Below are 21,503 nucleotides of genomic sequence, written 5' to 3'. Positions count from 1 at the left end.
ATCACTCGCATGGCCCTGAAATCCACGATCTACAAGGTCGATCTGCAGATCGCCGACATGGATCGCCACTACTACGCCAACCACGCGCTGACCGTCGCCCGCCACCCGAGCGAGAACGACGAACGCATGATGGTGCGCGTGCTTGCCTTCGCCCGCCACGCCAGCGAAACACTTGCCTTCACGCGCGGCCTGTCCGAACCCGACGAGCCCGAACTCTGGCAGCGCGATCTGACCGACGCCATCGAGCTGTGGATCGACCTCGGCAACCCCGACGACACGCGCATCCGCAAGGCCAGCAACCGCGCAGAGCAGGTCGCCGTCTACACATATAGTGGCAACGCCAGCCGCGTGTGGTGGCAGCAGACCGAGACCAAGGTCACGCGCTTTGCCAACGTGTCGGTGTACGAAGTCGCGGCGGACACGGTGGCCGCGCTGGCCGCCATGGTGGAACGCACCATGCGTCTGCAAGTCACCATCCAGGACGGCGACATCTGGATCGCCAACGACACGGACAACGTCCACGTCCAGCTCGAAACCCTCAAGGCCGCAACCGCTGCCTGAGCCTGTTCCCTTATCACCCACGTCACTCTACGAGGCTCATCATGACCATCGAAACCACCGCAAGCGGCCTGCAATACGAAGATGTCGTCGTCGGCGACGGCGCGCAAGCCACGGCTGGCCAGTACGTCACCGTGCACTACACCGGCTGGCTCTACGAAAACGGCCAGGCCGGCAAGAAGTTCGATTCCAGCAAGGACCGTAACGACCCGTTCGCCTTTCACCTGGGCGGCGGCATGGTCATCAAGGGCTGGGACGAAGGCGTGCAAGGCATGAAGGTCGGCGGCACGCGCAAGCTGATCATCCCGGCAGCCCTGGGCTACGGCGCACGCGGCGCGGGCGGCGTGATCCCCCCGAACGCAACGTTGCTTTTTGAAGTCGACCTGCTGGAAGTCTGATCCTGCGCTAGAATCCGCCCCGGCTTGCGATGCGTCACCCGGCGCGTCGTAGCCGCCTCCCCAGGCGGGGTGGCAGAGTGGTCAATGCTGCGGCTTGCAAAGCCGTATAAGACGGTTCAATTCCGATCCCCCGCCTCCAGTTTTCCGGCTGCCCCATGCTTCACCGTTGCGGCCGCGCCATAGTCAAACCTCCCCAAAGCCTCGCAACGCTCTGTTTCCAGGCCATCGGCCGTCCGCTTGCGTGACCACTCGTAACGATTGCTCTATGCTTGCGACATGGCCGTCACCCGAGAGGATCTCGAACAGAACCGGTTGCGCGCCGCCCTGGGTGATTCGCCCGTCGCGTCGTCGTTGCTGACCGAGGCTGCGCTGGAAGCGTCGCTTGCATCGACGCTCGCGCGGTTGTCGGCTGCGCACGGCGACTGCCAGGACGCCTGGGTGTTCGGCTACGGCTCGCTCATCTGGAACCCGATGATCTTCCACACCGAGGCCGCCCGCGCCACGGTGCACGGTTATCACCGCGGCTTCTACCTCTATTCCCGCATCAACCGCGGCACCTGGGACAACCCGGGGCTCGTACTCGGGCTGGACCGCGGCGGCAGCTGCCGGGGCGTGGCGTTCCGCGTACCGCGCGACCATGCCGAGCGCGAATTCCGCGTGCTCTGGCGCCGCGAAATGCTGACTGGCGCGTACCTGCCCCGCTGGCTGCCCACCGAGATCAACGGCCGACGCGTCCTGGCGCTGGCCTTTGTCATGAACCGCGCGCACGAAGCCTATGCCGGCCGCCTGCCGGACGAGCGCGTGGTCGGCTGCCTGCGCGAGGCGGTCGGGCTGTACGGCCCGGCACGCGAATACCTGCAGCGCACGCTGATCGGCCTGGCCAGCAATGGGCTGCACGATCCGTATCTGGACCGCCTGTGGTCGCGCCTGCAGGCCACGGACGCGGCAAACGCTCCCTCCGCCACGACCGACGCAGCGGACGCCACGGACACTGCGCCGCTGCCCGATCCCTATCTCAGCGCCTGAACCCGCCCGCCATGCTCATCGCTCCGCATCCCGCGCTCAACCAGCTCATCGGCGTCATGCTGGGGATGGCGCTGGCGGTGGGCGACATGGCCAACGCGTGGCAGGAGCAGCATCTGCCCATCCTGCATGTGGCGGCCAGCGCCGGCGCGAAAGTCGCACCCGGTGCGACCCACGCCGCGGACACCCGCCCCGTGCGCCGCAGCGACCCGGCCACGCGTGACCGTGACCTGATTCTGGCGGCGCAGGCCGGCAACACGATGGCCATCCAGTCGTTGCTGGCCGAAGGCACCAGCTTGAAGGCGCGCGATGCTGATGGCCGCACGGCGCTCATCGCCGCCGTCATGGCGCACATGGGCGCCGCGGCCCGCCTGCTCATCCAGGCCGGGGCCGACGTCAACCTGCAGGACAACACGCAGAACAGCGCCTTTCTGCTCGCTGCCAGCCAGGGCGATGCGGAAACGGTGCGCCTGGCGCTGTCGCACGGCGCCAACCTGCGCGCCACCAACGCTGATGGCGACACCGCGCTCATCCCGGCCGCGCGCCGCGGCTACGTCGAAGTCGTCAACGAACTCGTGAAGGCCGGCGTACCGCCCGATGCCACCAACAACCTGGGCCTGACCGCGCTGATCGAAGCCGTGGCCCTGGGCGATGGCAGCGACAAATACGAGAAGACCGTGCAACTCCTGCTCGACGGCGGCGCCGACCCGAACCTGGCCGACCGCGGCGGCATCACGCCGATGCGGCATGCGCGTCAGCGTGGTTTCCACGGCATCGGCGCGCTGCTCTTCAAGGCGCGCGGACATTGAAAAAGGGGCCACTCCGGCCCCTTTCTCTTGATGCGCTCCTTACGCGGCGGCCGGTTTCTCGGCCGCTTCATTCCTTGCGTTTTCCTGCTCCTGCAGCGTGCGCCACATCACCTTGCCCGTGCCGGACTTGGGCAGCGCATCCACAAACTCGACCACGCGCGGGTACTTGTAGGCCGCCATGTTGTCGCGCGCCCAGTTGATGATGTCGTCTTCGGTGGTCTTGCCCTTGGCGTGGGCCTTGAGTACCACCACCGCCTTGACCGACTCGCCGCGATACGCGTCGCGCGTGCCGATGATGCAGGCCTCCTGTACGTCGGGATGCTTGTACAGCAGGCTTTCCACCTCGGCCGGCCACACCTTGAAGCCCGACGCGTTGATCATGCGTTTCAGCCGGTCGGTGAGGAAGAAGTAGCCGTCTTCGTCCATCCGGCCAAGGTCGCCGGTGCGGAAGAAGCGCTTGCCTTCGAACTCGATGAAGACTTCTGCGCTGGCCTGCGGCTTGCCCCAGTAGCCGAGGAAGACTTGCGGGCCGCTGACGATGATTTCCCCGACCTCACCGATCGGCAACTCCTGCAGCGTCTGCGGATCGACGATGCGCGCGTCGGTGTTGAACACCGGAATGCCCAGGCACTGCTGCTTGGCCCGATCGGCCGGATTGCTGTGCGTGGGCGCGATCGTTTCCGACAGGCCGTAGCCTTCCTGGTACGCGAGGTTGAAATCCTTCAGCAGCCGCTCGGCCACGGCCTGAGGCATCGCCGCACCGCCGCCGCCGATGTAGGCGAGGCTCGACAGGTCGAACTCCGCCAACTGCGGGCTCGCCAGGAAGTCGATCACCATGGTCGGGATGTTCGTCCAATGCGTGATCTTGTAGCGCGAGATCAGCCGCCCCGCCACCTCGCGATCCCAGCGCGGCAGCATCACGACCGTGGAGCCCATGTAGATCGGCGCGTTCATGCCGTACTGCATGCCGGTCACGTGGAACAGCGGGATGATCGACAGGCTCACGCCCTCCTTCGTCCCATTCGACCACATCGAGCCACCGACGATGTTGTGCATGACCGTGCGATGCGGGTGCATGCAGCCCTTGGGGAAGCCCGTGGTACCTGACGTATACGGCATCACGGCCAGGTCGTCCGGCCCGGCGGTGTGCGGGCCCGGCGTGAGGCGCTGCGCGAGAGCGTCGTTCCATGCAACCGCGCCGGGCTGCGCCGGATGCTGCGCGGTGATCCACGCAGGCGGGGCGTCTTCGGGATATTCGTACCGGGCCGGCAGCGCATCGGCGTAGGACGTGACCAGCAGGTGCCGGGTGCGTTGCGCTTCCGGCAGCTCGGCGTTGGCCGTGGTCACGTTGACGGCCAGATCTGCGCTGCAGATGACCGTGGCAGCGCCCGCATCGGTGATGTAGTGCTTGAACTCTTCGGGCCGGTTCATCGGGTTGACCGGCACGACCACCGCGTCGGCACGCAGGATGCCGTAGTACGCGGCCATGAACTGCGGACAGTTCTGCATATACAGCAGCACGCGGTCGCCCTTCTGCACACCCGCCACCTGCTGCAGCCAGCCGGCCACGGCGACCGCATCGTCGTGCAGTTCACGGAACGTGGTGTGGCGACCGTAGAAGATGATCGCGTCCTTGTCCGGATAGCGTCGCGCCGACACTTCCAGGTTGTACCAAAGGCTCGTTTGCGGCGAGCTGATGTTGTGCGGCAAACGTCGGGGCCAGAACTGGAAGTGCGGTCGTGTCATGCCATGTCTCCGTAAATCTGTGTGTTGTTTTTACCCGATGGTATCCGAACGATCGTTCTATTTTCAACCGTTGCTCTGACATACGTTATTGCGGCGGACAGACTGGCTGAAAACGGCTCGCCCCACCCGCAAGTAAAATGCACGATACCTCTCGCCGGCCCGTGTGCCGGCGCCATTGCCCCTCAGGAGAATCCCGCCGATGAGCGACATCACCTCGCAGAATTTCGCGCAGGAAGTGATCGAAACCTCTCGCCAAATACCGGTGCTGGTCGATTTCTGGGCGCCATGGTGCGGCCCGTGCCGCACGTTGGGCCCGATGCTGGAAAAGCTGGAGGCCGAATTTGCCGGCAAATGGAAGCTCGCCAAGATCAACTCCGACGAAAACCCCGAGCTTTCCGCCCAGTTCCACGTCCGCAGCATCCCGTACGTGGTGGCGTTCGTGGATGGCAAGCCGGTCGACCAGTTCGTCGGCGTCTTGCCCGAAGCACAATTGCGCGCGTTCCTCGACCGCGTGATTCCGCAGCCCGCAGAAGTCGCCTATCGCGAAGGACTGGCAGCGAGCCAGGCCGGCGAAACCGCCCACGCGCGCGAAGCGTTCCAGAACGCGCTGGCCTTCGACCCGGGCTTCGATGCCGCCCGCTTTGCGCTGGTGAACCTGCTGCTCGACAGCGGCGACGTGCATGCCGCGCAAGACGAATTCGCATTGCTCTCGCCCAAGGCGCCGCAGGATGAGCGCTATGCCCCGCTGGAAACGCGCCTGAGGGCCACCGAACGGGCCGATACGCTACCCGATGCCGGCGCCCTTCGCACGGTCGTGGAAGCGCAACCGGACAACCTGCAGGCACGGCTCGACCTGGCACAGCAGTACATCGCGGCACAAGACTACGAAGCCGCCCTGGAGCAATTGCTCGCCATCGTCGAGCGGGATCGCGCCTTCCGTGACGACATTGCGCGCAAGACGATGGTCTCGGTATTCGACATGATGCGCGACGCGCCGCAGGCGGTATCGCATTGGCGCAGGCAGCTGGCGTCCAAACTGAATTGAGGAGCCGTCATGCGACTGATCTACGTGGCCGATCCGATGTGTTCCTGGTGCTACGGCTTTGGCCCGCAGTTGGCTGACCTGCGCAAGCGGCTCGCCGAAACGCTGGGTGCGCCGGCGCCCGTTACGCTCATCACCGGCGGCCTGCGCCCCGGCCAGCGCGAACCAATGGCCGCAGACAAGCGCGACGAAATCCTCCACCACTGGCATGCAGTGGCCGAACGCAGCGGCATGCCCTTTGCCCAGTCGCCCGCGGTGGCGATGCGCCGCGACGGCTTCGTCTACGACACCGAACCCGCCTGCCGCGCCGTCGTCATGGCGCGCGAATACTGGGCTGAGGACGACGAGCGCGTGCTCGCCGTCTTTCACGCGATCCAGCACGCCTTCTACGCCGAAGGCCGCGACACCACACAAGCCGATGTGCTGCGCGACGTTGCGCTCGCCAATGGCGTTGAGGCGGAACACTTCGATGCCGTGTTCGACACGGATGCGCTGCGAGAAGAAACGCGCGAAGACTTCCGACTCTCGCGCCGCTGGGGCATCACCGGCTTCCCCAGCCTGCTGGCCGAACAAGGCGGCACGCTGTACCAGATCGGGCGTGGCTATGCGCCATCGGTGGCGCTCTATGCGCGGGCGGTGGAAGTGCTGCAGCAGCATCCCGCCCCGGACGCCGGCTAACAGGTTTGCCCGTCGTCAAACTGCGGCGCGGTGTGCCTCGCTTAAGCTGATCGCCTCGCCCATCCAATTCTTCAGCCTGCCATGCCCGTGATCGAATGGTCGGAGGCGCTCCAACTCGGAGATGCCGCCACTGACGCCAACCACGTCGAGTTCTGTGCGTTGCTCAATGCCGTTGCAGATGCAACGGACGCCGAGTTCATTGGCGCGCTCGACGCCTTCATCGACCACACCGAGCACCACTTCGCTGAAGAAAACGCCTGGATGGACGCGGCCGACTTTCCCCCGCGCCACTGCCATCGCGGCGAGCACGACAACGTGCTGGCGCTGTGCCGCGAAGTGCACAAGCGCGCCGCCGCCGGCGACATGGACCTCGGCCGCAGGCTCGTGGCGGAGCTGCCCGCCTGGTTTGCCCAGCATGTCGACGTAATGGACCGCATGATGACGACGTATCTGGCACAAATGGGCAATTCGGAGCGCAATATCGAGCACGTTGGCTGAACACAGGTTGTCGACCGGCGGTCCGCTGCCTAGAGTCAGAGTGGCCCTGCCCGCAGGCCTTCGTTGCGCGGGCGTCCACTCCACTCTGGGAGCGCCCATGAAGACCGTCAACGATGCCTCGTTTCAATCCGATGTGATCGACGCCTCGCAACGCAACCCGGTGGTGGTGTGCTTTGCCGCGGAGTGGAGCCACCCGAGCCAGTCCGCCGTGGCCAGCCTCGAGCAGATGGAATCGAGCTACGCCGGACGTGCCACCTTCGTCACGATGGACTTCGACGAAAACCAGCACACCGCCGATCGATACGGCGTCTCGGTCATGCCCGGTTTTGTGGTCTTTGCCAACAGCCAGCCGCGAGACGGGTGGTCGGGCGTGTACGCCGACACCATTCGCGAGAAGCTGGATCAGGTGATCCCTCGATAAGGCAGCACGCCGTCACATACCGGCGATCGCACACAGCGCCGTTGACGCGGCCACCATTCCGAACACCGCCGTCACGCATACGGACGAACCGAACCCCGCGCACGCCAGGCCTTGCGGCCCCTGCGCAGGCTGCGGCGCGGGCGGCGCGTTGACCACGGCAATGTCACCCGCCGCCGCAAGGTCGTCGATGCCGGCGTGGCTCGACTCGACTGGTAACTCGACGGCGCACGCCTGCTGCTCGGGTTCGGGGTAGCGCAGCGGCTCGTCGGAGAACACCGCGTCAATACCGAAGCGCGACTTCGGGTTCTTCGAGAAGCCATGCTGGCGGCGCAGGTTGCCGCGCACCTTCGCCAGCAGCGGGTCTTGAATGGTGCGCGACAGGTCCGTCACGCGAATGCGCGTCGGGTCCAATTGCCCACCCGCGGCGCCGCACGTCACGACGCGTTTGCCGGTGCGTTTGCAGAACGCGATGATCGCCGTCTTCACCTTCACAGCGTCAATGGCGTCGATCACGTAGTCGAACGGGTGGCCGAGCAATGCCTCGACGTTTTCGACAGTCACGAAATCGTCGATGCGGCTGATTTCGGCGCGCGGATTGATCTGGAGGATGCGCTCTGCCATGGCGTCGACCTTGGCCATGCCATACGCGTCGCCCAGCGCGTGGATCTGGCGGTTGGTGTTGGACACGGCGATGTGATCGAGGTCGATCAGCGTGAACTTGCCGACACCGCAACGCGCCACCGCTTCAGCCACCCACGACCCCACCCCACCGATGCCGATGACGCACACATGCGCCGCCGCAAACCGCTCAAGCGCCTGCGGACCATACAGCCGGGCAACACCGCCAAACCGGCGTGCATATTCATCATCGAGGATGGGCGGGTGCGCGGGCGCGCTGATTGCTACTTGGCTCATGACACAATTGAATCGTGGTTGCGCCGAACTATATATCAACGCGCGCGGTCGCATTTTTGTGCCAATACCAACAAAAGGACGATGCGTACATCAGGCAAACTCGCCCTCGGACTGGTCATCACACCCGTCGTCATCGTGGCAGCGGCGGTCTTCTTTGTGCTGACGTTCGACTGGAATCGCGCCAAGCCCTATCTGAATGACCGTATCTCGCAAGCCATCGGGCGCCCCTTCGCCATCAACGGCGATCTGATCCTCACGTGGAAGAAGCCTCAAGGCGAATCCGGCTGGCGTGCATATGTGCCTTGGCCGAGATTGATTGCCAACGACATCACCGTCGGCAATCCGGAGTGGGCCAAGCAGCCCAACGTAGCGACCATCCATCAACTCACGTTTGTGCTGGAGGCGCTGCCGCTGCTGGCGCATCGCATCGTCATCCCGAGCGTGACGCTCGACACGCCCGCCATTGCGCTGGAACGCGACAAGCAGCACCGCAACAACTGGACGTTCAATCTGGCGGGCAGCGAGGGCGACGACAAGAAGCCGTCGGATTGGAAACTGGACCTGCGCGAGATCGCATTCAGCAAAGGCTCGCTGGCGCTGGACGACGACATCAAGCGCATTCATCTGGCCGCGACCATCGACACCGTCGACAACCAGGCGCTGTACTCCGCTGCCAGCGGCGCGGCCATCAAGAGCGCGGACCAGCCCACCACGGCGCCAACCGCATCCGGGGCATCAGCATCCGAGAGTGCGGCACAGACGCCAGCGGCGCCAGACCCGCAGCAGCCTTACGGCATCGCATGGACGCTCAAGGGCACCTACAACAACGCCACCATCAACGGCACCGGTAAGGCCGGCGGCGTGCTGCGTCTGCAGGACGCGCAACGTCCTTACCCGCTACAGGCCGATGTGACAGTCGGCAAGACGCGCATTGACCTGGCAGGTACGCTCACCAACCCGGCCAGCCTGACGGCTCTCGATCTGCGTCTGCATCTGTCGGGCGCGAGCATGGCGCAGTTGTATCCGCTGACCGGTGTGGTGCTGCCCGATACGCCGCCGTTTGACACGCGCGGCCGCCTGATCGGCGAACTGCGCAGGCAAGGTTCGACGTGGCGCTATGAGAAATTCACAGGCCGCGTTGGCGGTTCCGATTTGGGCGGCACGCTCACCTATGCGATGCGCGAGCCCCGTCCGCAATTGACCGGCGAGTTGGTTTCGCATCAATTGCTGTTTGCCGACCTCGCGCCCATCATCGGCGCCGACTCCAACGCCAGCAAGGCCAAGCGGGCCGACCCGAGCGCCGACCCCGATGACAGCAAAACCGTGCGCCAGCCCGCCGACAAAGTCCTGCCGGTCGAGCCGTTCCGCACTGATCGCTGGAACGCCATCGATGCCGACGTGAAATTCACCGGCGAGCGCATCATCCACACCGCAGATCTGCCAATCAATCATCTCGTTACGCATGTCAAGCTGCAGGACGCGGTGCTCACGCTCGACCCACTCAACTTCGGCGTTGCAGGTGGCACGCTTAGCTCCAACATCCAGCTCGACGGACGCGCCACGCCCATGCAGGCCCGCGCGGCGCTGGCGGCACGGCACTTCAAGATCAAGCAACTGTTCCCGAAGATCGAATCCGTGCGCGCCAGCGTGGGCGAGATCAATGGGGATGCTCGGCTCTCGGCGGCGGGGAACTCGGTGGCGGCGCTGCTCGGTTCATCCAACGGCGAGGTGAAGATGCTCGTGGAGCAAGGCACCATCAGCAAGTTCATCCTGGAAGCCATGGGGCTGAACGTCGGCAACGTGATCCTGACCAAGCTCTTTGGCGACAAGCAGGTCACCATCAACTGCGCGGCCGGCGATTTTGCCGTCAGCAATGGCCTGGCGCAGGCGCGCACCTTTGTGGTGGATACGCAGGATGCCGTCATCGACGTGACCGGCGCGACGAGCTTCAGGCAGGAAGCGCTGGACTTCACCATTCACCCGGATTCGAAGGGTCTGCGCGTGTTTTCACTGCGCACGCCGCTGTATGTGAAGGGCACGTACAAGCATCCGGATGTGTCGGTCAACCCGGCCGTCGTGGCACTGCGTGCAGGCGGTGCGGTAGCACTGGCATTGACGGCGCCGGTGGCGGCGGTACTGCCGGTGCTCGAACTCAAGCCCGCGCCGGAGAGTGCCTGCGGCAAGCTGCTCGCCGATGTTCGCCAGCGCCCCACGGCGCCGCCACCCGGCCAGACGTATCACAGCAAGAAACCGGGGCGCACGCCGGAAGGCGAGTTGAAATCGACACAACCTGACGCGGGCAAGACGGCGGCGCCCCAGCGTCCTGCACCCCGCCCCGCCACACCCGCGTCGCGCGATCCGCTGACCACCGGCGGCTGACACGCCGCCGGCATGGTGGCGCTACTTGGCTGAGCGCCGTTTGGCGATGGCTTCCGCGGTCACAGCCGGCGTGGCGGGGTCGCCAAACTGGCGCGTGACGTAGTTGGTCAGCGCAGCCAGCTGTTCGTTCGATAGCTCGCGTCCAAATGCCGGCATGCCGATGTGCCGGTCGCCCGCCTTGCGCTCAATGCCGAACAGAATGACCTGCACAAGGTTGGTCGTATCGCGCGTGCCGACCGTGGAGTTGTGCAGCAGCGGCGGGTAGTAACCATCGGGCGTGCCGCGTCCATCGGCCTGGTGACACGTCGCGCAATTGCCGAGATACAGGCGCGCGGCGTCGATCGTGGTCTCGATGGGCTTGCCGCGCAGCGTCGTCACATCGGTGGCCGGCTTGCCCCAATCCTGCCGCGCGCGTTCGAGGTTGTTGCTCACCGCAGGCACCGTCCGTAGATATTCGGCGATGGCCTGGACGTCCTGCATCGTCATCTTCGAAAAACTATGCTGCACCGCTTCGCCCATCGGCCCTGCGGCCTGTGCCACGCCGGGCACGCTGCCGGTGCGCAGATATTGCACAAGCTGTTCGCGCTTCCATGCGCCGATGCCACTCGTGGGGTCCGAGGTGATGTTGAACGCCGTCCAGCCCGCGAGCGTCGAGCCCGCCAGATAGCCGCTGCCGCGCCCGTCCAGCGCCTTCTCCTGCATGGCGAAACCGCGCGGTGTATGGCACGTGCCGCAGTGCGCCAGGCCTTGCGTGAGGTACGCACCGCGATTCCACGTCGGCGACTTGTCACTCTTGGGGGTGTACGGCTCGCTCTTGAGGAAGAGAAGGTTCCAAAGCTTGAGCGGCCAGCGCATGTTCAGCGGCCATCGGATCGTGCTACGCGGCCGCCGGTTTTCCACCGCCGTCACGCCGTTGCGGAAGTACGCATAGAGATCGCGCATGTCCGCATCGTTGATCTTCGCGTACGACGGATACGGCATGGCCGGATACAGGTTGTTGCCGTCGTCATCCACGCCTTTTCGCACGGCGCGCTCGAATTCTTCGTAGGTCCATTTGCCGATGCCGGTTTTCTCATCGGGCGTGATGTTGCTGCTGTAAATGGTGCCCAGCATCGGAATCTGCATCGGCAAGCCGCCGGCAAAGGGCTTGCCGCCGGGCGCCGTATGGCAGGCCGCGCAGTCCGCCGCAATGGCGAGGTATTCGCCGCGTTTGATCTGCGCGGTGTCGGCCGGTGTGTCCTTCGCCCAGGCATTCGCCACCACGCCGGTCAGCAACAGCAGCGAGAAGGAAGCGATCGTTTTCATCTCACGCCTCCTTCTTCAGTTGATCGGCAATCCGCAGCGCCAGCGCCGCAATGGTCAGCGTCACGTTCACGGTGCCAACCGTCGGCATGGTGGAGCTGCTGCTGATGAACAGGTTCGGGTGGTCAAACGTCCGGCAATCCTTGTCGACCACGGAGTTTTTCGGATCGGCACCCATGATGGTTGCGCCGGTGATGTGGTTGTTGGGCGCGAAGTCGTCGTGGAACTCGACATTGGTACCGCCCATCACCTGTGCAGCAGTCGCGTAGACCTCGCGTGTATGCACGGCGCTGCGTTTGACGTAGTCGTCGATGTGGTACGTGATCTCCGGACGCGGAATGCCGATGGCGTCGACCTCACTTGCGCTCGGCACAATCCGGTTCTCGGGCAGAGGCAGGATCTCGTGAAAACTGTCGAACTGCACATAGCGCGCGGCCTGATCTCGGATGCGCGCATCCAGTTCGGCGGGCTTGATGAGCTTGCCCTCCTTGAAGATGCGCTGCGTCTCCTGCTCGATACGCGACATGTTCGACAGGTGAAGCTTCTTGCCGGCCTGCGTGGCGCGGAACGGCCCATCGCGAAAGCCGATCAGCGAGGTCATTTCCTGCGGCCCGCGCCCCGGCCACAATTTGCGGTCGGCATAGAAACTCACGCCGGTGCCAGGGTGATCCATCAGGTTGCGCCCCACCATGTCGGAGCTGTTGCCAACGCCCTTCGGAAAATCCTGGCTGGTCGACATCAGCATCAGCTTGGGCGTTTCGATGCCGTTGGCAGCCAGCACGAACCACTTGCCTTCCACGCGGTGCTCGGCGCCTTTCGAATCCTTGTACCGCGCCGCCACGATGCGCTTGTTGGGACCGACTTCGAGCTTGAAGACCACGGCGTTCTCGATCAGCCGTGCGCCGGCCTGCTCGGCTTTCTCCACATGCACGATGCCGTTGTACATCGCTCCGATCGGGCAGATCGGCATGCAGTTGTTGTTGCCGCAGCAGGTCGGGCGACCGTCGTACGGGCGACTGTTGCGCGCCACCGGCTCGGTGACCACGTGCAAGCTCGCGTCGTGCGCGTTGAGTGCATCCTTGATCGTGCGTTCACTGAATGACAGCGGAAGCGGCGCCATGGGATACGGCTGGCTGCGCGGCGAGCCGAGGTCTTCGTCGTTCGGGCCCCACACGCCCAGCGCCTCTTCGGCCCGGCCGTAATAGCGTTCAAGATCCTGATACTGGATCGGCCAGTCACGCGCGATGCCATACACGCTGCGCAGCTTGAAATCATTCGGCAAAAAGCGCCACGTCGATGCGGCCCAGTGCCAGGTCGTGCCGCCCACCGCCCGGATGTACTGCGAGTTGAACTGATGCTCACCCTTGAGCACGAGGTAGTTGTTGGGCGGGCCATATTCCGGATGCGGTGCCCATGGCGTTGACGGATACGGCGCCATGAAATCCATCTTGTCGGCCTGGTTGCGGAAGCGCTCGACAATTTCCCAGCGCGGCAGGCGCGGCCCCGCTTCGAGCATCAGCACCGACTTCCCCGCGCGTGCCAGCTCGTACGCCACCAGCGCCCCGGCCACGCCGGAGCCCACCACCACGATATCGGCTTGTTGGGTATCGGCCATCAGGCTTGCCTCTCGACGGGGGGCTCGGCCCAGAAGCCAGGCTGATTAGGGCAATACGTGCGGATGACCAGCGTGTCGGAGACCACGCTGTACATCAGCGCCTGCTCGTACGTGACGACATTGCCGTCAACCACACCCAGGTACCACGCTTCCAGGATCTGCAGCGCGGTCTTCTGCTGTGCATCAGACAGGGAGCCCGCTGCCAACGCCTGCGCCAGCGGCCGCAATTGCGCTGCAAAGTCGGCGCCGGATTTGCCCAGCGCTGCCAGCAACCGCGTGCCGACGCCGCGATCCAGCGCGGGCCGTGCCGTCAGCGCCTGTGACAACGCCATGAATGCATCGAGCGATTCTGTCGGGGCCTGGGCAACCGCGCGCAGCACCTGCGAGCCCGCCAGCCCGGCGGCAGCCAATGCCAGCGTGCCCTGCAGCCACTGGCGGCGCGTCAGGCCGGCGGCGGTGTCGGAAGAATGGGAACGGGGGGCCATTTCGACATCCTGTTGAAATTTTTGTGGGGAACATGGCAGGCGCCGCCAGCCTGACGCCCTTGACTAGCCAATATAGGCGGCGCGGGACAGATCGCCAGCATCCCGCCCCACGCGCAAAGCGTGCCAGCCCTTGCGCGCGAGCAAAGAACGGCAGGCCGTGTTTGTCTATACTCGGCCCGTCCGCATGCCGCATTCGCCACGCTCATGACCTCCATTGCCGATATCCGCACCGATTACGCCCGCGCTTCGCTCGACATCGCCGACGTCGACGCCAGCCCCCTGCGCCAGTTCCGCCGCTGGTTCGACGAGGCCCTGAAAGCCGAGGTGGCTGAAGTCAACGCCATGACGCTCGCCACGGTGGACCCGCATGGCCAGCCCTCGGCCCGCATCGTCCTGCTCAAGAACCTGGACGAACGCGGCTTCACGTTCTTCACGAACTACGCCAGCCACAAGGGCGAGGAACTGGCCGCCAACCCCCGCGCTGCGCTGCTGTTCCACTGGATCGGGCTGGAGCGGCAGGTGCGCGTACAAGGCATCGTCGAAAAAGTGAGCGAAGCAGAGAGCGATGCCTATTACCACTCGCGGCCGCTGGGCTCGCGCCTGGGCGCCTGGGCGTCGGAGCAGAGCAGCGAAGTGCCCGACCGCGCCACGCTGGAAGCGCGCGAAGCCGAATACCGCCAGCGCTTTGGCGATGCCCCGCCGCGCCCGCCCCACTGGGGCGGCTACCGGCTGCTGCCCGAGCGGCTGGAATTCTGGCAAGGCCGCCCGTCGCGGCTGCACGATCGGCTGGAGTACCGCAAGCATGCCGACGGCAGCTGGACAATCGTCCGCCTCGCCCCGTAGCCTGACGACAGATGCGCAATACGTTATTGCGCATCGCGTCATGCCGGCACGGCGCTTGCTGCCGAAGGATCGGGCCGGCACGTCCCCGTAAGATCCGCACAGCACAATGGGAAAGTTTGTCGTAAGCTAATGTGATCCGTTCGGGCCGCAATCCGATGGCCGTCCCGAACACTTGCACATCAGGGAGGCGTCGACATGTTTTTCCAACAGGCGATTGACCGCAAACTTGAGCAGTGGATCCAGGACATCCGCGAGTCTGCCAACCTTCCCGTGCGCCTGCGGTTATGGAACGGTGATCAATACGAGCTGGGCCGCTTCGAGCAGCCCCGCGTCACGCTCACCGTGCGCGAAGCGAGCGCTCTGCCACTGCTGCTCTCCCCAACGCTGAACAACCTGGGCGAAGCGTACGTCCAGGAAAAAATCGACCTGGACGGCAAGCTGGCCGACATCATCAACGTGAGCTACAGCCTGGCTGCTGCGGCCGCGGTCAGCAGCGGCAATGCGCTGGCCCGCGTGGTGCGCCACTTCGCCCACACGAAGGAAGGCGATAAGGAATCGATCCAGTATCACTACGACGTTTCCAACGATTTCTACAAGCTGTGGCTGGATCAGAACATGGTCTACTCCTGCGCCTACTTCGAAAATGGCGATGAAACCCTCGACGAAGCGCAGATCAAGAAGATCGACCACATCCTCACCAAGATCCGCTTACAGCCCGGGCAAACGCTGCTCGATATCGGCTGCGGCTGGGGCGCGCTGGTGCTGCGTGCCGCGCAGAAGTACGGCGCGCGCTGCCTGGGCGTGACGCTGTCGCAAAACCAGTACGAGCTTGCCACCGAACGCGTACGGGCGGCCGGCTTGCAAGACCAGATCGAAATCCGCATCCAGGATTACCGCGACCTGACCGGCCAGTTTGATCGCATCACGAGCGTCGGCATGTTCGAGCACGTCGGTCGCAAGAACCTGCCCGGATATTTCCGCCGCATGCACGATCTCCTGGCTGATGGCGGCGTCGCCATGAATCACGGCATCACGTCTTCCGATACAGCCGGCGGCGAAAGCTCCATGGGCGGCGGCGATTTCATCGATCGCTATGTCTTTCCGCAGGGCGAACTGCCGCACATCTCGCTGGCGCTGAGCGCCGCGCAGGATGGCGGCCTGGAAGCGCTTGACGTTGAAAGCCTGCGCCGCCACTATGCGCGCACGCTCGAGCACTGGGCCGAGCGCTTCGAGGCCAACGGCGAAACCATCCGCGCAATGGTGGGCGAGAAGAAATATCGCATCTGGCGCGTCTACCTGGCCGGCTGCGCACACGCCTTCGACGCCGACGAAATCTCGATCTTCCAGACCGTGCTACAGAAGGCCGGCAAGTCGGCGACGACGATCCCGTGGTCGCGCCGCTATATCTACGCGTAACCATTTGACCGACAGCTCCCCCATCGACGATCTGTTCGGCGCGCCACTCGCACCCAGCGACAACGCGACCGCCGAACCCGGCACATCCGCTCCGAAACCCAAACGCTCGCCCGCCCGACAGGGTGTGCAGCCGGCCGTGGTTGCGCCCGATGTGGCTGCGCTCGCGCAGCGCTTGCCGCGCGATCTGCGCATCGGCACGTCGTCGTGGTCGTATCCGGGGTGGGACGGGCTGGTGTATGCGGGCGAGTACTCCGATTCAATGCTCGCACGCAAAGGCCTGGCGGCTTATGCCCAGCACCCGTTGCTGCGCACGGTCAGTATCGATCGCGGGTTCTATTCGCCAATCCCGCTGGCAGACTACGTCGCCTACGCGGCCAGCGTGCCGGAAGACTTCCGCTTTGCAGTCAAGGCAACCTCTGCCGTATGCGACGCGTGGATTCGTGAATCGGACGGGCGCGGGCGCATGGCCAATCCTGCCTTCCTGAATCCTGAATTTGCGATCCGCGACTTTGTTGAGCCGGCCACCCGCGGGCTCGGGACGCGATGCGGGCCGCTCGTGTTTCAGCTTTCGCCGCTGGGCGCGCTGGCTGAAGATGCCACCGGCTTTGTGGAACGGCTTGCGGCGTTCCTGACCGCGCTGCCGCCACTCGATCCGCAACGCAATCCCGATGCCGTCTACACGGTGGAATTGCGCGACGCCACGCTGCTCACGCCGCGCTTCATCAAGATGCTGCGCGCGGCGGGGGTGCGTTATTGCGTTGGCCTGCATGAACGGATGCCGGCTGTGGACCGGCAAGCCGCCGCCGTCGCATTGCTGGATGAAGGCGCGGGCGGCCCGCTCGTAGTGCGCTGGAACCTGAACAGCCGCTATCGCTACGCGCAAGCCGAAGCAGCGTACAAACCGTTCAACAAGCTCGTCGATGAAGACCCGTTCTCGCGGGAGACGTTGGCCGACATGGCGGTCGCCGCGCTGGCGGCTGGGCGCAAGGTAACGATCCTGGTCAGCAACAAGGCAGAAGGATCATCCCCGTTGTCGTGCATCAAGCTGGCCGAGGCCATTGCCGCGCGCCTGCCGGGGGACGCAGCGTAACCTCAGCGCCCTCTTCTAGCCCTGCAAACGGTGTGCGAACTGCTTGCGGAATTTCGCCACCTTGGGCGAGATGACGAACGCGCAGTAGCCCTGGGCCGGGTGGTCGCGGAAGTAGTTCTGGTGCTCGTCCTCGGCGCGCCAGAAGGTGACCTTGCCGTCAGCGGCATCCACCAGTTCGGTCACGATGGGCGCTTCAAAGATATCGCTGGCGCCCAGCTCGGCAACGGCTGTACGTGCTGTCGCCAACTGCTCGGGCGTCTGCGCAAAGATGGCCGAGCGGTATTGCGGGCCAACGTCGTTGCCCTGGCGATCAACCGTGGTCGGGTCGTGAATGGCGAAGAAGATGTCGAGAATCTCGCGATATGGGATCACAGCCGGGTCGAACTTCACGGCCACCACTTCGGCATGACCAGTGTTGCCATTGCAAACGGCACGGTAACTCGGGCGATCGACATGGCCGCCGGCATAGCCGGACACCACGCTCTGCACCCCTTGCACCTGCTGGAACACCGCTTCAAGGCACCAGAAGCAGCCTCCGCCCAGGACGGCGGTTTCAAGGGCGCGTTGTTCAGTCATTCGGATTCTCCTGCAATTGATTGGGCTGCCATTGGTCGGCCGAAGGCTTCAATCCTGACACAGGCACCACCATGTGGCCGCAGAATCACGCAAAGCCCTACCCGGGCGCGGCCTATCGGGCGTCCGTTACAATTGAGCATTACTTTCGGTAGTTTTCATGGACCAAAACGGAGCCATTCCCATGGATGCGCGCGACAGGGAATCTTCCGCGCGCGAGGCGTCGGCGCATCGACGCCCACATGGCCGCGCCACCCCGCCCGATTTCGATGCCGCGCATTTCCGGCATGCCCTGTCCCAGTTTGCCACTGGCGTGACGGTGGTCACCACGCGCTCGGAAGGCCGGCCAGGTACGCCGGCGTTCGTCGGGGTGACGGCCAGCTCGTTCAATTCGGTGTCGCTGGACCCGCCGCTGGTGCTGTGGAGTCTGGGCGTGCAGGCGAATTCATTTCCGCTGTTCCACGCCGGCTCGCACTACGTCATCAATGTTCTCGCAGCCGATCAACTGGCCCTGTGCAAGCGCTTCGCCACGCTCAAGGGCGACCGCTTTGCCAACATCGACTACCGCCTGAGCCCCACCGGCCTGCCGATCCTCGGACAATCCCTGGCCTGGTTCGAGTGCCATAACCGCAGCCGATATGACGAGGGTGACCACGTCATCTTCGTCGGTGAAGTCGAGCGCTGCGGCGTGATCGACGCGAATGGCGCACCACTGGTGTTCCATCGAGGCGCGTTCTCGTCGCTCACGCGCATCGGCGACTGACCTGCCAGCCATTCACGCGGGCGTGCCTGGTTTCTGCGGCGCGTCCGCGTCGATGCCCCAATCCCCGAATTCATACCAGTCGTCGCCGAGCAGCTCGGCGGGGTGCTGCGTGCGGCCCGAGCCGTTGCCGCAGCCCAGGGCGTCGGTGGAGCAATACTTGTCGCAGCCCCAGCAGATGCGCTCGGGGTGCACAGGATGCAGCGGAAACTTCTTGGCCATGGCCCGCTCCGGTCGACAACACAGGGGCCACTATCCGCGCATGCTTTCAGTAGGGGATTGATTCTCGTCAGAAAGTCCGGCGCCACTTGCTACTTTGCTCTCCCGCCCTTGCCCGTCGCCTTGCCCTCGAGCGGGCGCACGCCCCGCGCTTCCATCAACAGCGCCAGACCGCCGTCGCGGTCCTTGATGGTGCGCAGGACGATATTCGAGCGGATGTCCATCACGCCGGGCGTCTTGTACAGCCGCTCGATGATGAACTCGGAGTAGTGCTGCAGGTTGGGCGCCTGCACGCGCAGGATGTAGTTGCAATCCCCGGTGATGATGTAGGCGGCCACGATCTCGGGCCAACTCTGCACGGCAGCCATGAAGGTCTCGTGCCAGCCCGTCACGTCCTGGCGCATCGACACCTGCACGATGGCTTCCAGTTCCAGCCCGAGTGCCGCCCGGCCCAATTGCGCCCGGTAACCCGTGATGGCGCCGCCCTCTTCCAGCATCCGCACACGCCGCAGGCAGGCCGACGGCGACAGCGCGACGCGTTCGGCCAGGTCCTGGTTGCTGATGCGGCCGTCTTCCTGCAAGACCTGGAGAATGCGCAGATCGGTGGTATCGAGTTGCATCCGTCGTTGTTCTTTGCGTGATTTCCTGTGTACGTTGCATTTTATGCGAATCCATCGAACTCACACGCACGATTATGCAAACCCATTGCGCGCGGATTTCCCTATCATTTCGACACGGATTCACCGATTTTCTTGCCCTGGAGCCGCCTTGGAACGCACTTTGTGGGACATCACCCCCGCCCTTTCGCCCACCACGCCCACGTGGCCCGGCGACACGCCGTTTTCGCAGGAAATTGCGTGGAAGCTCGAAGGTGACTGCCCGGTCAATGTCGGACGCATTACGCTCTCGCCGCACACGGGTGCCCATGCCGATGCGCCGCTCCACTACCGCGCGGACGGCGCTGCCATCGGCCAGGTGCCGCTGGACGCCTACCTGGGCCTGTGCCGCGTTATCCACTGCGTAGGTGTAGCGCGCGTCGAGCCGGAACACGTGCGCGACGCATTGACCAACGCACCGCCGCGCGTGCTGCTGCGCACGTACGCGCATATGCCGCAGACCGCGTGGGACAAAGACTTTGCCGCCGTTGCGCCCGAGACCATCGCGCTGCTGGCCACGCACGGTGTCAAGCTCATCGGCGTCGACACCGCCTCGCTCGATCCGCAGACCTCCAAGACCATGGACGCGCACCACGCCGTCGGCAAACACGGCCTCGCGATCCTCGAAGGGCTGCTGCTCGACGACGTGCCCGCCGGTGACTACGAACTGATCGCCCTGCCACTCAAGTTCGCCACCCTCGATGCCAGCCCGGTTCGCGCCGTGCTGCGCAGCCTGCCCTGATCGATACAACGACAGAACACAAACCGCTTTTTCGCTCCCGTAATCACATGACCATCACCCGCAACTCCTGCCTCGAACGCGACGCGGCCGATCCGATCGCCACGCTGCGCGACGCCTTTGCGCTGCCCGACGGCGTGATTTACCTCGACGGCAACTCGCTGGGCGCCCGCCCGAAAGCCGCGCTCGCCCGCGCGCAGGAAGTCGTCGCCAACGAATGGGGCGATGGCCTGATCCGCAGCTGGAACCAGGCCGGCTGGTTTGAACTGCCGCGCCGCCTGGGCAACAAGCTGGCGCCGCTGATTGGTGCGCGTGAAGATGAAGTCGTCGTCACCGACACCACATCGATCAACCTGTTCAAGGTGCTGGCCGCCGCGATTCGCGTGCAGCGCGAAGACGCGCCCGCCCGCAAGATCATCGTGTCGGAAACGCACAATTTTCCGACCGACCTGTACATCGCTGAAGGACTGGCCGACCTGCTGCGCGACGGCTACAAACTGCGCCTGATCGACTCGCCGGAAGAACTGGAAGGCGCGCTGGGCGACGACGTCGCCGTCACCATGCTGACGCATGTGAACTACAAGAGCGGCCACATGTACGACATGGCGGCCGTCTCGGCGCTGGCGCACAAGCACGGCGCGCTGGCCATCTGGGATCTGGCGCATTCGGCGGGCGCTGTGCCCGTTGACCTGCACGCAGGCGGCGCGGATTACGCCATCGGCTGTACCTACAAATACCTCAACGGCGGCCCCGGCTCGCCAGCCTTCGTGTGGGTGGCACCGGCGTTGCGCGAGCGCTTCTGGCAGCCGCTATCGGGCTGGTGGGGGCACGCGCGGCCGTTCGCGATGGAGTCGCGCTACGACGCCGATGCCGGCATCGGCCGCTTCCTGTGCGGCACGCAGCCGATCACGTCGATGGCGATGGTGGAATGCGGGCTCGACATCTTCGCGCAGACGTCGATGGCCGCCCTGCGCGCCAAGTCGCTGGCGCTCACCGACCTCTTCATCACGCTGGTGGAAACCCGCTGCGCTGGCTTTCCGCTCACGCTCGTCACGCCGCGCGAGCACGCCGTACGCGGCAGCCACGTCAGCTACGAACACCCCAACGGCTATGCCGTGGTGCAGGCGCTGATTGCGCGCGGCGTGATCGGCGACTACCGCGAGCCGCGCATCATGCGCTTCGGTTTCACGCCGCTTTACACGAGCTTTGCCGATGTGTGGGACGCCGTAGAAATTCTGCGCGATGTGCTGGAAACCGGCGCATGGCAATCGGCCCAATTCAACGAACGTACGCTGGTGACCTGAGATGTCGAACCCGAATCAACCCGCAGCATCGGGC

23 protein-coding genes and 1 tRNA gene are annotated in these 21,503 nt (G+C 64.8%); 16 read left to right on the top strand and 8 right to left on the bottom strand.

Going from position 1 to position 21,503, the window contains the following annotated elements:
* Window positions 1-9 precede the first annotated feature (9 nt).
* The 5 genes from ACUXH0_RS17610 (at window position 10) to ACUXH0_RS17590 (ending at window position 2,788) form a co-directional block, all read left to right on the top strand.
* Window positions 10-561, top strand: coding sequence for a YaeQ family protein (locus ACUXH0_RS17610; protein WP_182594420.1), 552 nt, complete (start codon window positions 10-12; stop codon window positions 559-561).
* Between the two features lie 41 nt (window positions 562-602).
* Complete coding sequence (locus ACUXH0_RS17605) at window positions 603-956, top strand: FKBP-type peptidyl-prolyl cis-trans isomerase (RefSeq protein ID WP_004629425.1); 354 nt, start codon at window positions 603-605, stop codon at window positions 954-956.
* A gap of 63 nt (window positions 957-1,019) precedes the next feature.
* Window positions 1,020-1,095, top strand: a tRNA-Cys gene (locus tag ACUXH0_RS17600).
* Window positions 1,096-1,232: 137 nt separating this feature from the next.
* On the top strand, window positions 1,233-1,982 hold the full coding sequence (locus tag ACUXH0_RS17595) for a gamma-glutamylcyclotransferase (protein WP_012435101.1): 750 nt from the start codon (window positions 1,233-1,235) through the stop codon (window positions 1,980-1,982).
* 11 nt (window positions 1,983-1,993) lie between these two features.
* A complete protein-coding gene (locus ACUXH0_RS17590; protein ID WP_182594419.1) occupies window positions 1,994-2,788 on the top strand; it encodes an ankyrin repeat domain-containing protein in 795 nt (264 codons plus the stop codon).
* 39 nt (window positions 2,789-2,827) lie between these two features.
* Here ACUXH0_RS17590 and ACUXH0_RS17585 read toward each other — a convergent pair whose 3' ends face one another.
* Window positions 2,828-4,534, bottom strand: a complete 1,707-nt coding sequence (locus ACUXH0_RS17585; protein WP_182594418.1) for a long-chain fatty acid--CoA ligase — start codon at window positions 4,532-4,534, stop codon at window positions 2,828-2,830.
* Between the two features lie 199 nt (window positions 4,535-4,733).
* On the opposite strand from ACUXH0_RS17585, the gene trxA reads away from it, so the two are divergent.
* From trxA to ACUXH0_RS17565, 4 genes are all read left to right on the top strand, one after another.
* Entirely contained in the window at window positions 4,734-5,579 is an 846-nt protein-coding gene (gene trxA, locus ACUXH0_RS17580) for a thioredoxin (protein WP_012435099.1), read from the top strand.
* Window positions 5,580-5,588: 9 nt separating this feature from the next.
* The gene (locus ACUXH0_RS17575; protein WP_182594417.1) at window positions 5,589-6,254 is read left to right on the top strand and encodes a DsbA family protein; all 666 of its coding nucleotides are present in this window, start codon (window positions 5,589-5,591) and stop codon (window positions 6,252-6,254) included.
* A gap of 81 nt (window positions 6,255-6,335) precedes the next feature.
* Window positions 6,336-6,752, top strand: a complete 417-nt coding sequence (locus ACUXH0_RS17570) for a bacteriohemerythrin (protein ID WP_004629438.1) — start codon at window positions 6,336-6,338, stop codon at window positions 6,750-6,752.
* Between the two features lie 97 nt (window positions 6,753-6,849).
* On the top strand, window positions 6,850-7,173 hold the full coding sequence (locus ACUXH0_RS17565; protein WP_004629440.1) for a thioredoxin family protein: 324 nt from the start codon (window positions 6,850-6,852) through the stop codon (window positions 7,171-7,173).
* A gap of 12 nt (window positions 7,174-7,185) precedes the next feature.
* Here the strand turns inward: ACUXH0_RS17565 and tcdA are convergent, their stop codons facing one another.
* A complete protein-coding gene (tcdA, locus tag ACUXH0_RS17560; protein WP_182594416.1) occupies window positions 7,186-8,088 on the bottom strand; it encodes a tRNA cyclic N6-threonylcarbamoyladenosine(37) synthase TcdA in 903 nt (300 codons plus the stop codon).
* 81 nt (window positions 8,089-8,169) lie between these two features.
* Between tcdA and ACUXH0_RS17555 the strand changes: the two genes are divergently transcribed.
* Window positions 8,170-10,467, top strand: coding sequence for an AsmA family protein (locus ACUXH0_RS17555; RefSeq protein ID WP_012435096.1), 2,298 nt, complete (start codon window positions 8,170-8,172; stop codon window positions 10,465-10,467).
* Between the two features lie 21 nt (window positions 10,468-10,488).
* Here the strand turns inward: ACUXH0_RS17555 and ACUXH0_RS17550 are convergent, their stop codons facing one another.
* From ACUXH0_RS17550 to ACUXH0_RS17540, 3 genes are read right to left on the bottom strand one after another with little or no spacing between them, the layout of a single operon-like run.
* Window positions 10,489-11,772: a cytochrome c gene (locus ACUXH0_RS17550; protein ID WP_182594415.1), complete on the bottom strand. Its 1,284-nt coding sequence runs from the start codon at window positions 11,770-11,772 to the stop codon at window positions 10,489-10,491.
* 1 nt (window position 11,773) lies between these two features.
* On the bottom strand, window positions 11,774-13,384 hold the full coding sequence (locus ACUXH0_RS17545; RefSeq protein WP_004629448.1) for a GMC family oxidoreductase: 1,611 nt from the start codon (window positions 13,382-13,384) through the stop codon (window positions 11,774-11,776).
* Window positions 13,384-13,869: a sugar dehydrogenase complex small subunit gene (locus tag ACUXH0_RS17540; protein ID WP_012435094.1), complete on the bottom strand. Its 486-nt coding sequence runs from the start codon at window positions 13,867-13,869 to the stop codon at window positions 13,384-13,386. Before ACUXH0_RS17540 ends, ACUXH0_RS17545 begins: the two co-directional genes overlap by 1 nt.
* A 204-nt stretch (window positions 13,870-14,073) precedes the next feature.
* Here ACUXH0_RS17540 and pdxH point away from each other — a divergent pair, with 204 nt between their 5' ends.
* From pdxH to ACUXH0_RS17525, 3 genes are all read left to right on the top strand, one after another.
* A complete protein-coding gene (gene pdxH / locus ACUXH0_RS17535; RefSeq protein WP_004629452.1) occupies window positions 14,074-14,712 on the top strand; it encodes a pyridoxamine 5'-phosphate oxidase in 639 nt (212 codons plus the stop codon).
* Window positions 14,713-14,907: 195 nt separating this feature from the next.
* A complete protein-coding gene (locus ACUXH0_RS17530; RefSeq protein ID WP_182594414.1) occupies window positions 14,908-16,128 on the top strand; it encodes an SAM-dependent methyltransferase in 1,221 nt (406 codons plus the stop codon).
* 4 nt (window positions 16,129-16,132) lie between these two features.
* On the top strand, window positions 16,133-17,218 hold the full coding sequence (locus tag ACUXH0_RS17525) for a DUF72 domain-containing protein (RefSeq protein WP_024973350.1): 1,086 nt from the start codon (window positions 16,133-16,135) through the stop codon (window positions 17,216-17,218).
* Window positions 17,219-17,233: 15 nt separating this feature from the next.
* On the opposite strand, the gene msrA is transcribed toward ACUXH0_RS17525, so the two are convergent.
* The gene (gene msrA, locus ACUXH0_RS17520) at window positions 17,234-17,794 is read right to left on the bottom strand and encodes a peptide-methionine (S)-S-oxide reductase MsrA (protein WP_182594413.1); all 561 of its coding nucleotides are present in this window, start codon (window positions 17,792-17,794) and stop codon (window positions 17,234-17,236) included.
* 181 nt (window positions 17,795-17,975) lie between these two features.
* Between msrA and ACUXH0_RS17515 the strand changes: the two genes are divergently transcribed.
* Entirely contained in the window at window positions 17,976-18,554 is a 579-nt protein-coding gene (locus ACUXH0_RS17515; RefSeq protein WP_004629458.1) for a flavin reductase family protein, read from the top strand.
* 12 nt (window positions 18,555-18,566) lie between these two features.
* On the opposite strand, the gene ACUXH0_RS17510 is transcribed toward ACUXH0_RS17515, so the two are convergent.
* On the bottom strand, window positions 18,567-18,773 hold the full coding sequence (locus ACUXH0_RS17510) for a DUF3079 domain-containing protein (RefSeq protein ID WP_004629461.1): 207 nt from the start codon (window positions 18,771-18,773) through the stop codon (window positions 18,567-18,569).
* 89 nt (window positions 18,774-18,862) lie between these two features.
* The gene (locus ACUXH0_RS17505) at window positions 18,863-19,390 is read right to left on the bottom strand and encodes an Lrp/AsnC family transcriptional regulator (RefSeq protein WP_004629463.1); all 528 of its coding nucleotides are present in this window, start codon (window positions 19,388-19,390) and stop codon (window positions 18,863-18,865) included.
* A gap of 148 nt (window positions 19,391-19,538) precedes the next feature.
* Here ACUXH0_RS17505 and kynB point away from each other — a divergent pair, with 148 nt between their 5' ends.
* Both kynB and kynU read left to right on the top strand, forming a co-directional pair.
* Complete coding sequence (kynB, locus tag ACUXH0_RS17500; RefSeq protein ID WP_004629465.1) at window positions 19,539-20,168, top strand: arylformamidase; 630 nt, start codon at window positions 19,539-19,541, stop codon at window positions 20,166-20,168.
* A gap of 47 nt (window positions 20,169-20,215) precedes the next feature.
* Complete coding sequence (kynU, locus tag ACUXH0_RS17495; protein WP_182594412.1) at window positions 20,216-21,469, top strand: kynureninase; 1,254 nt, start codon at window positions 20,216-20,218, stop codon at window positions 21,467-21,469.
* The last annotated feature ends 34 nt before the right edge of the window (window positions 21,470-21,503 follow it).

This window comes from Ralstonia sp. 110700041-2 (assembly GCF_056280165.1).
This window is presented reverse-complemented; position numbering and strand designations above follow the sequence as displayed.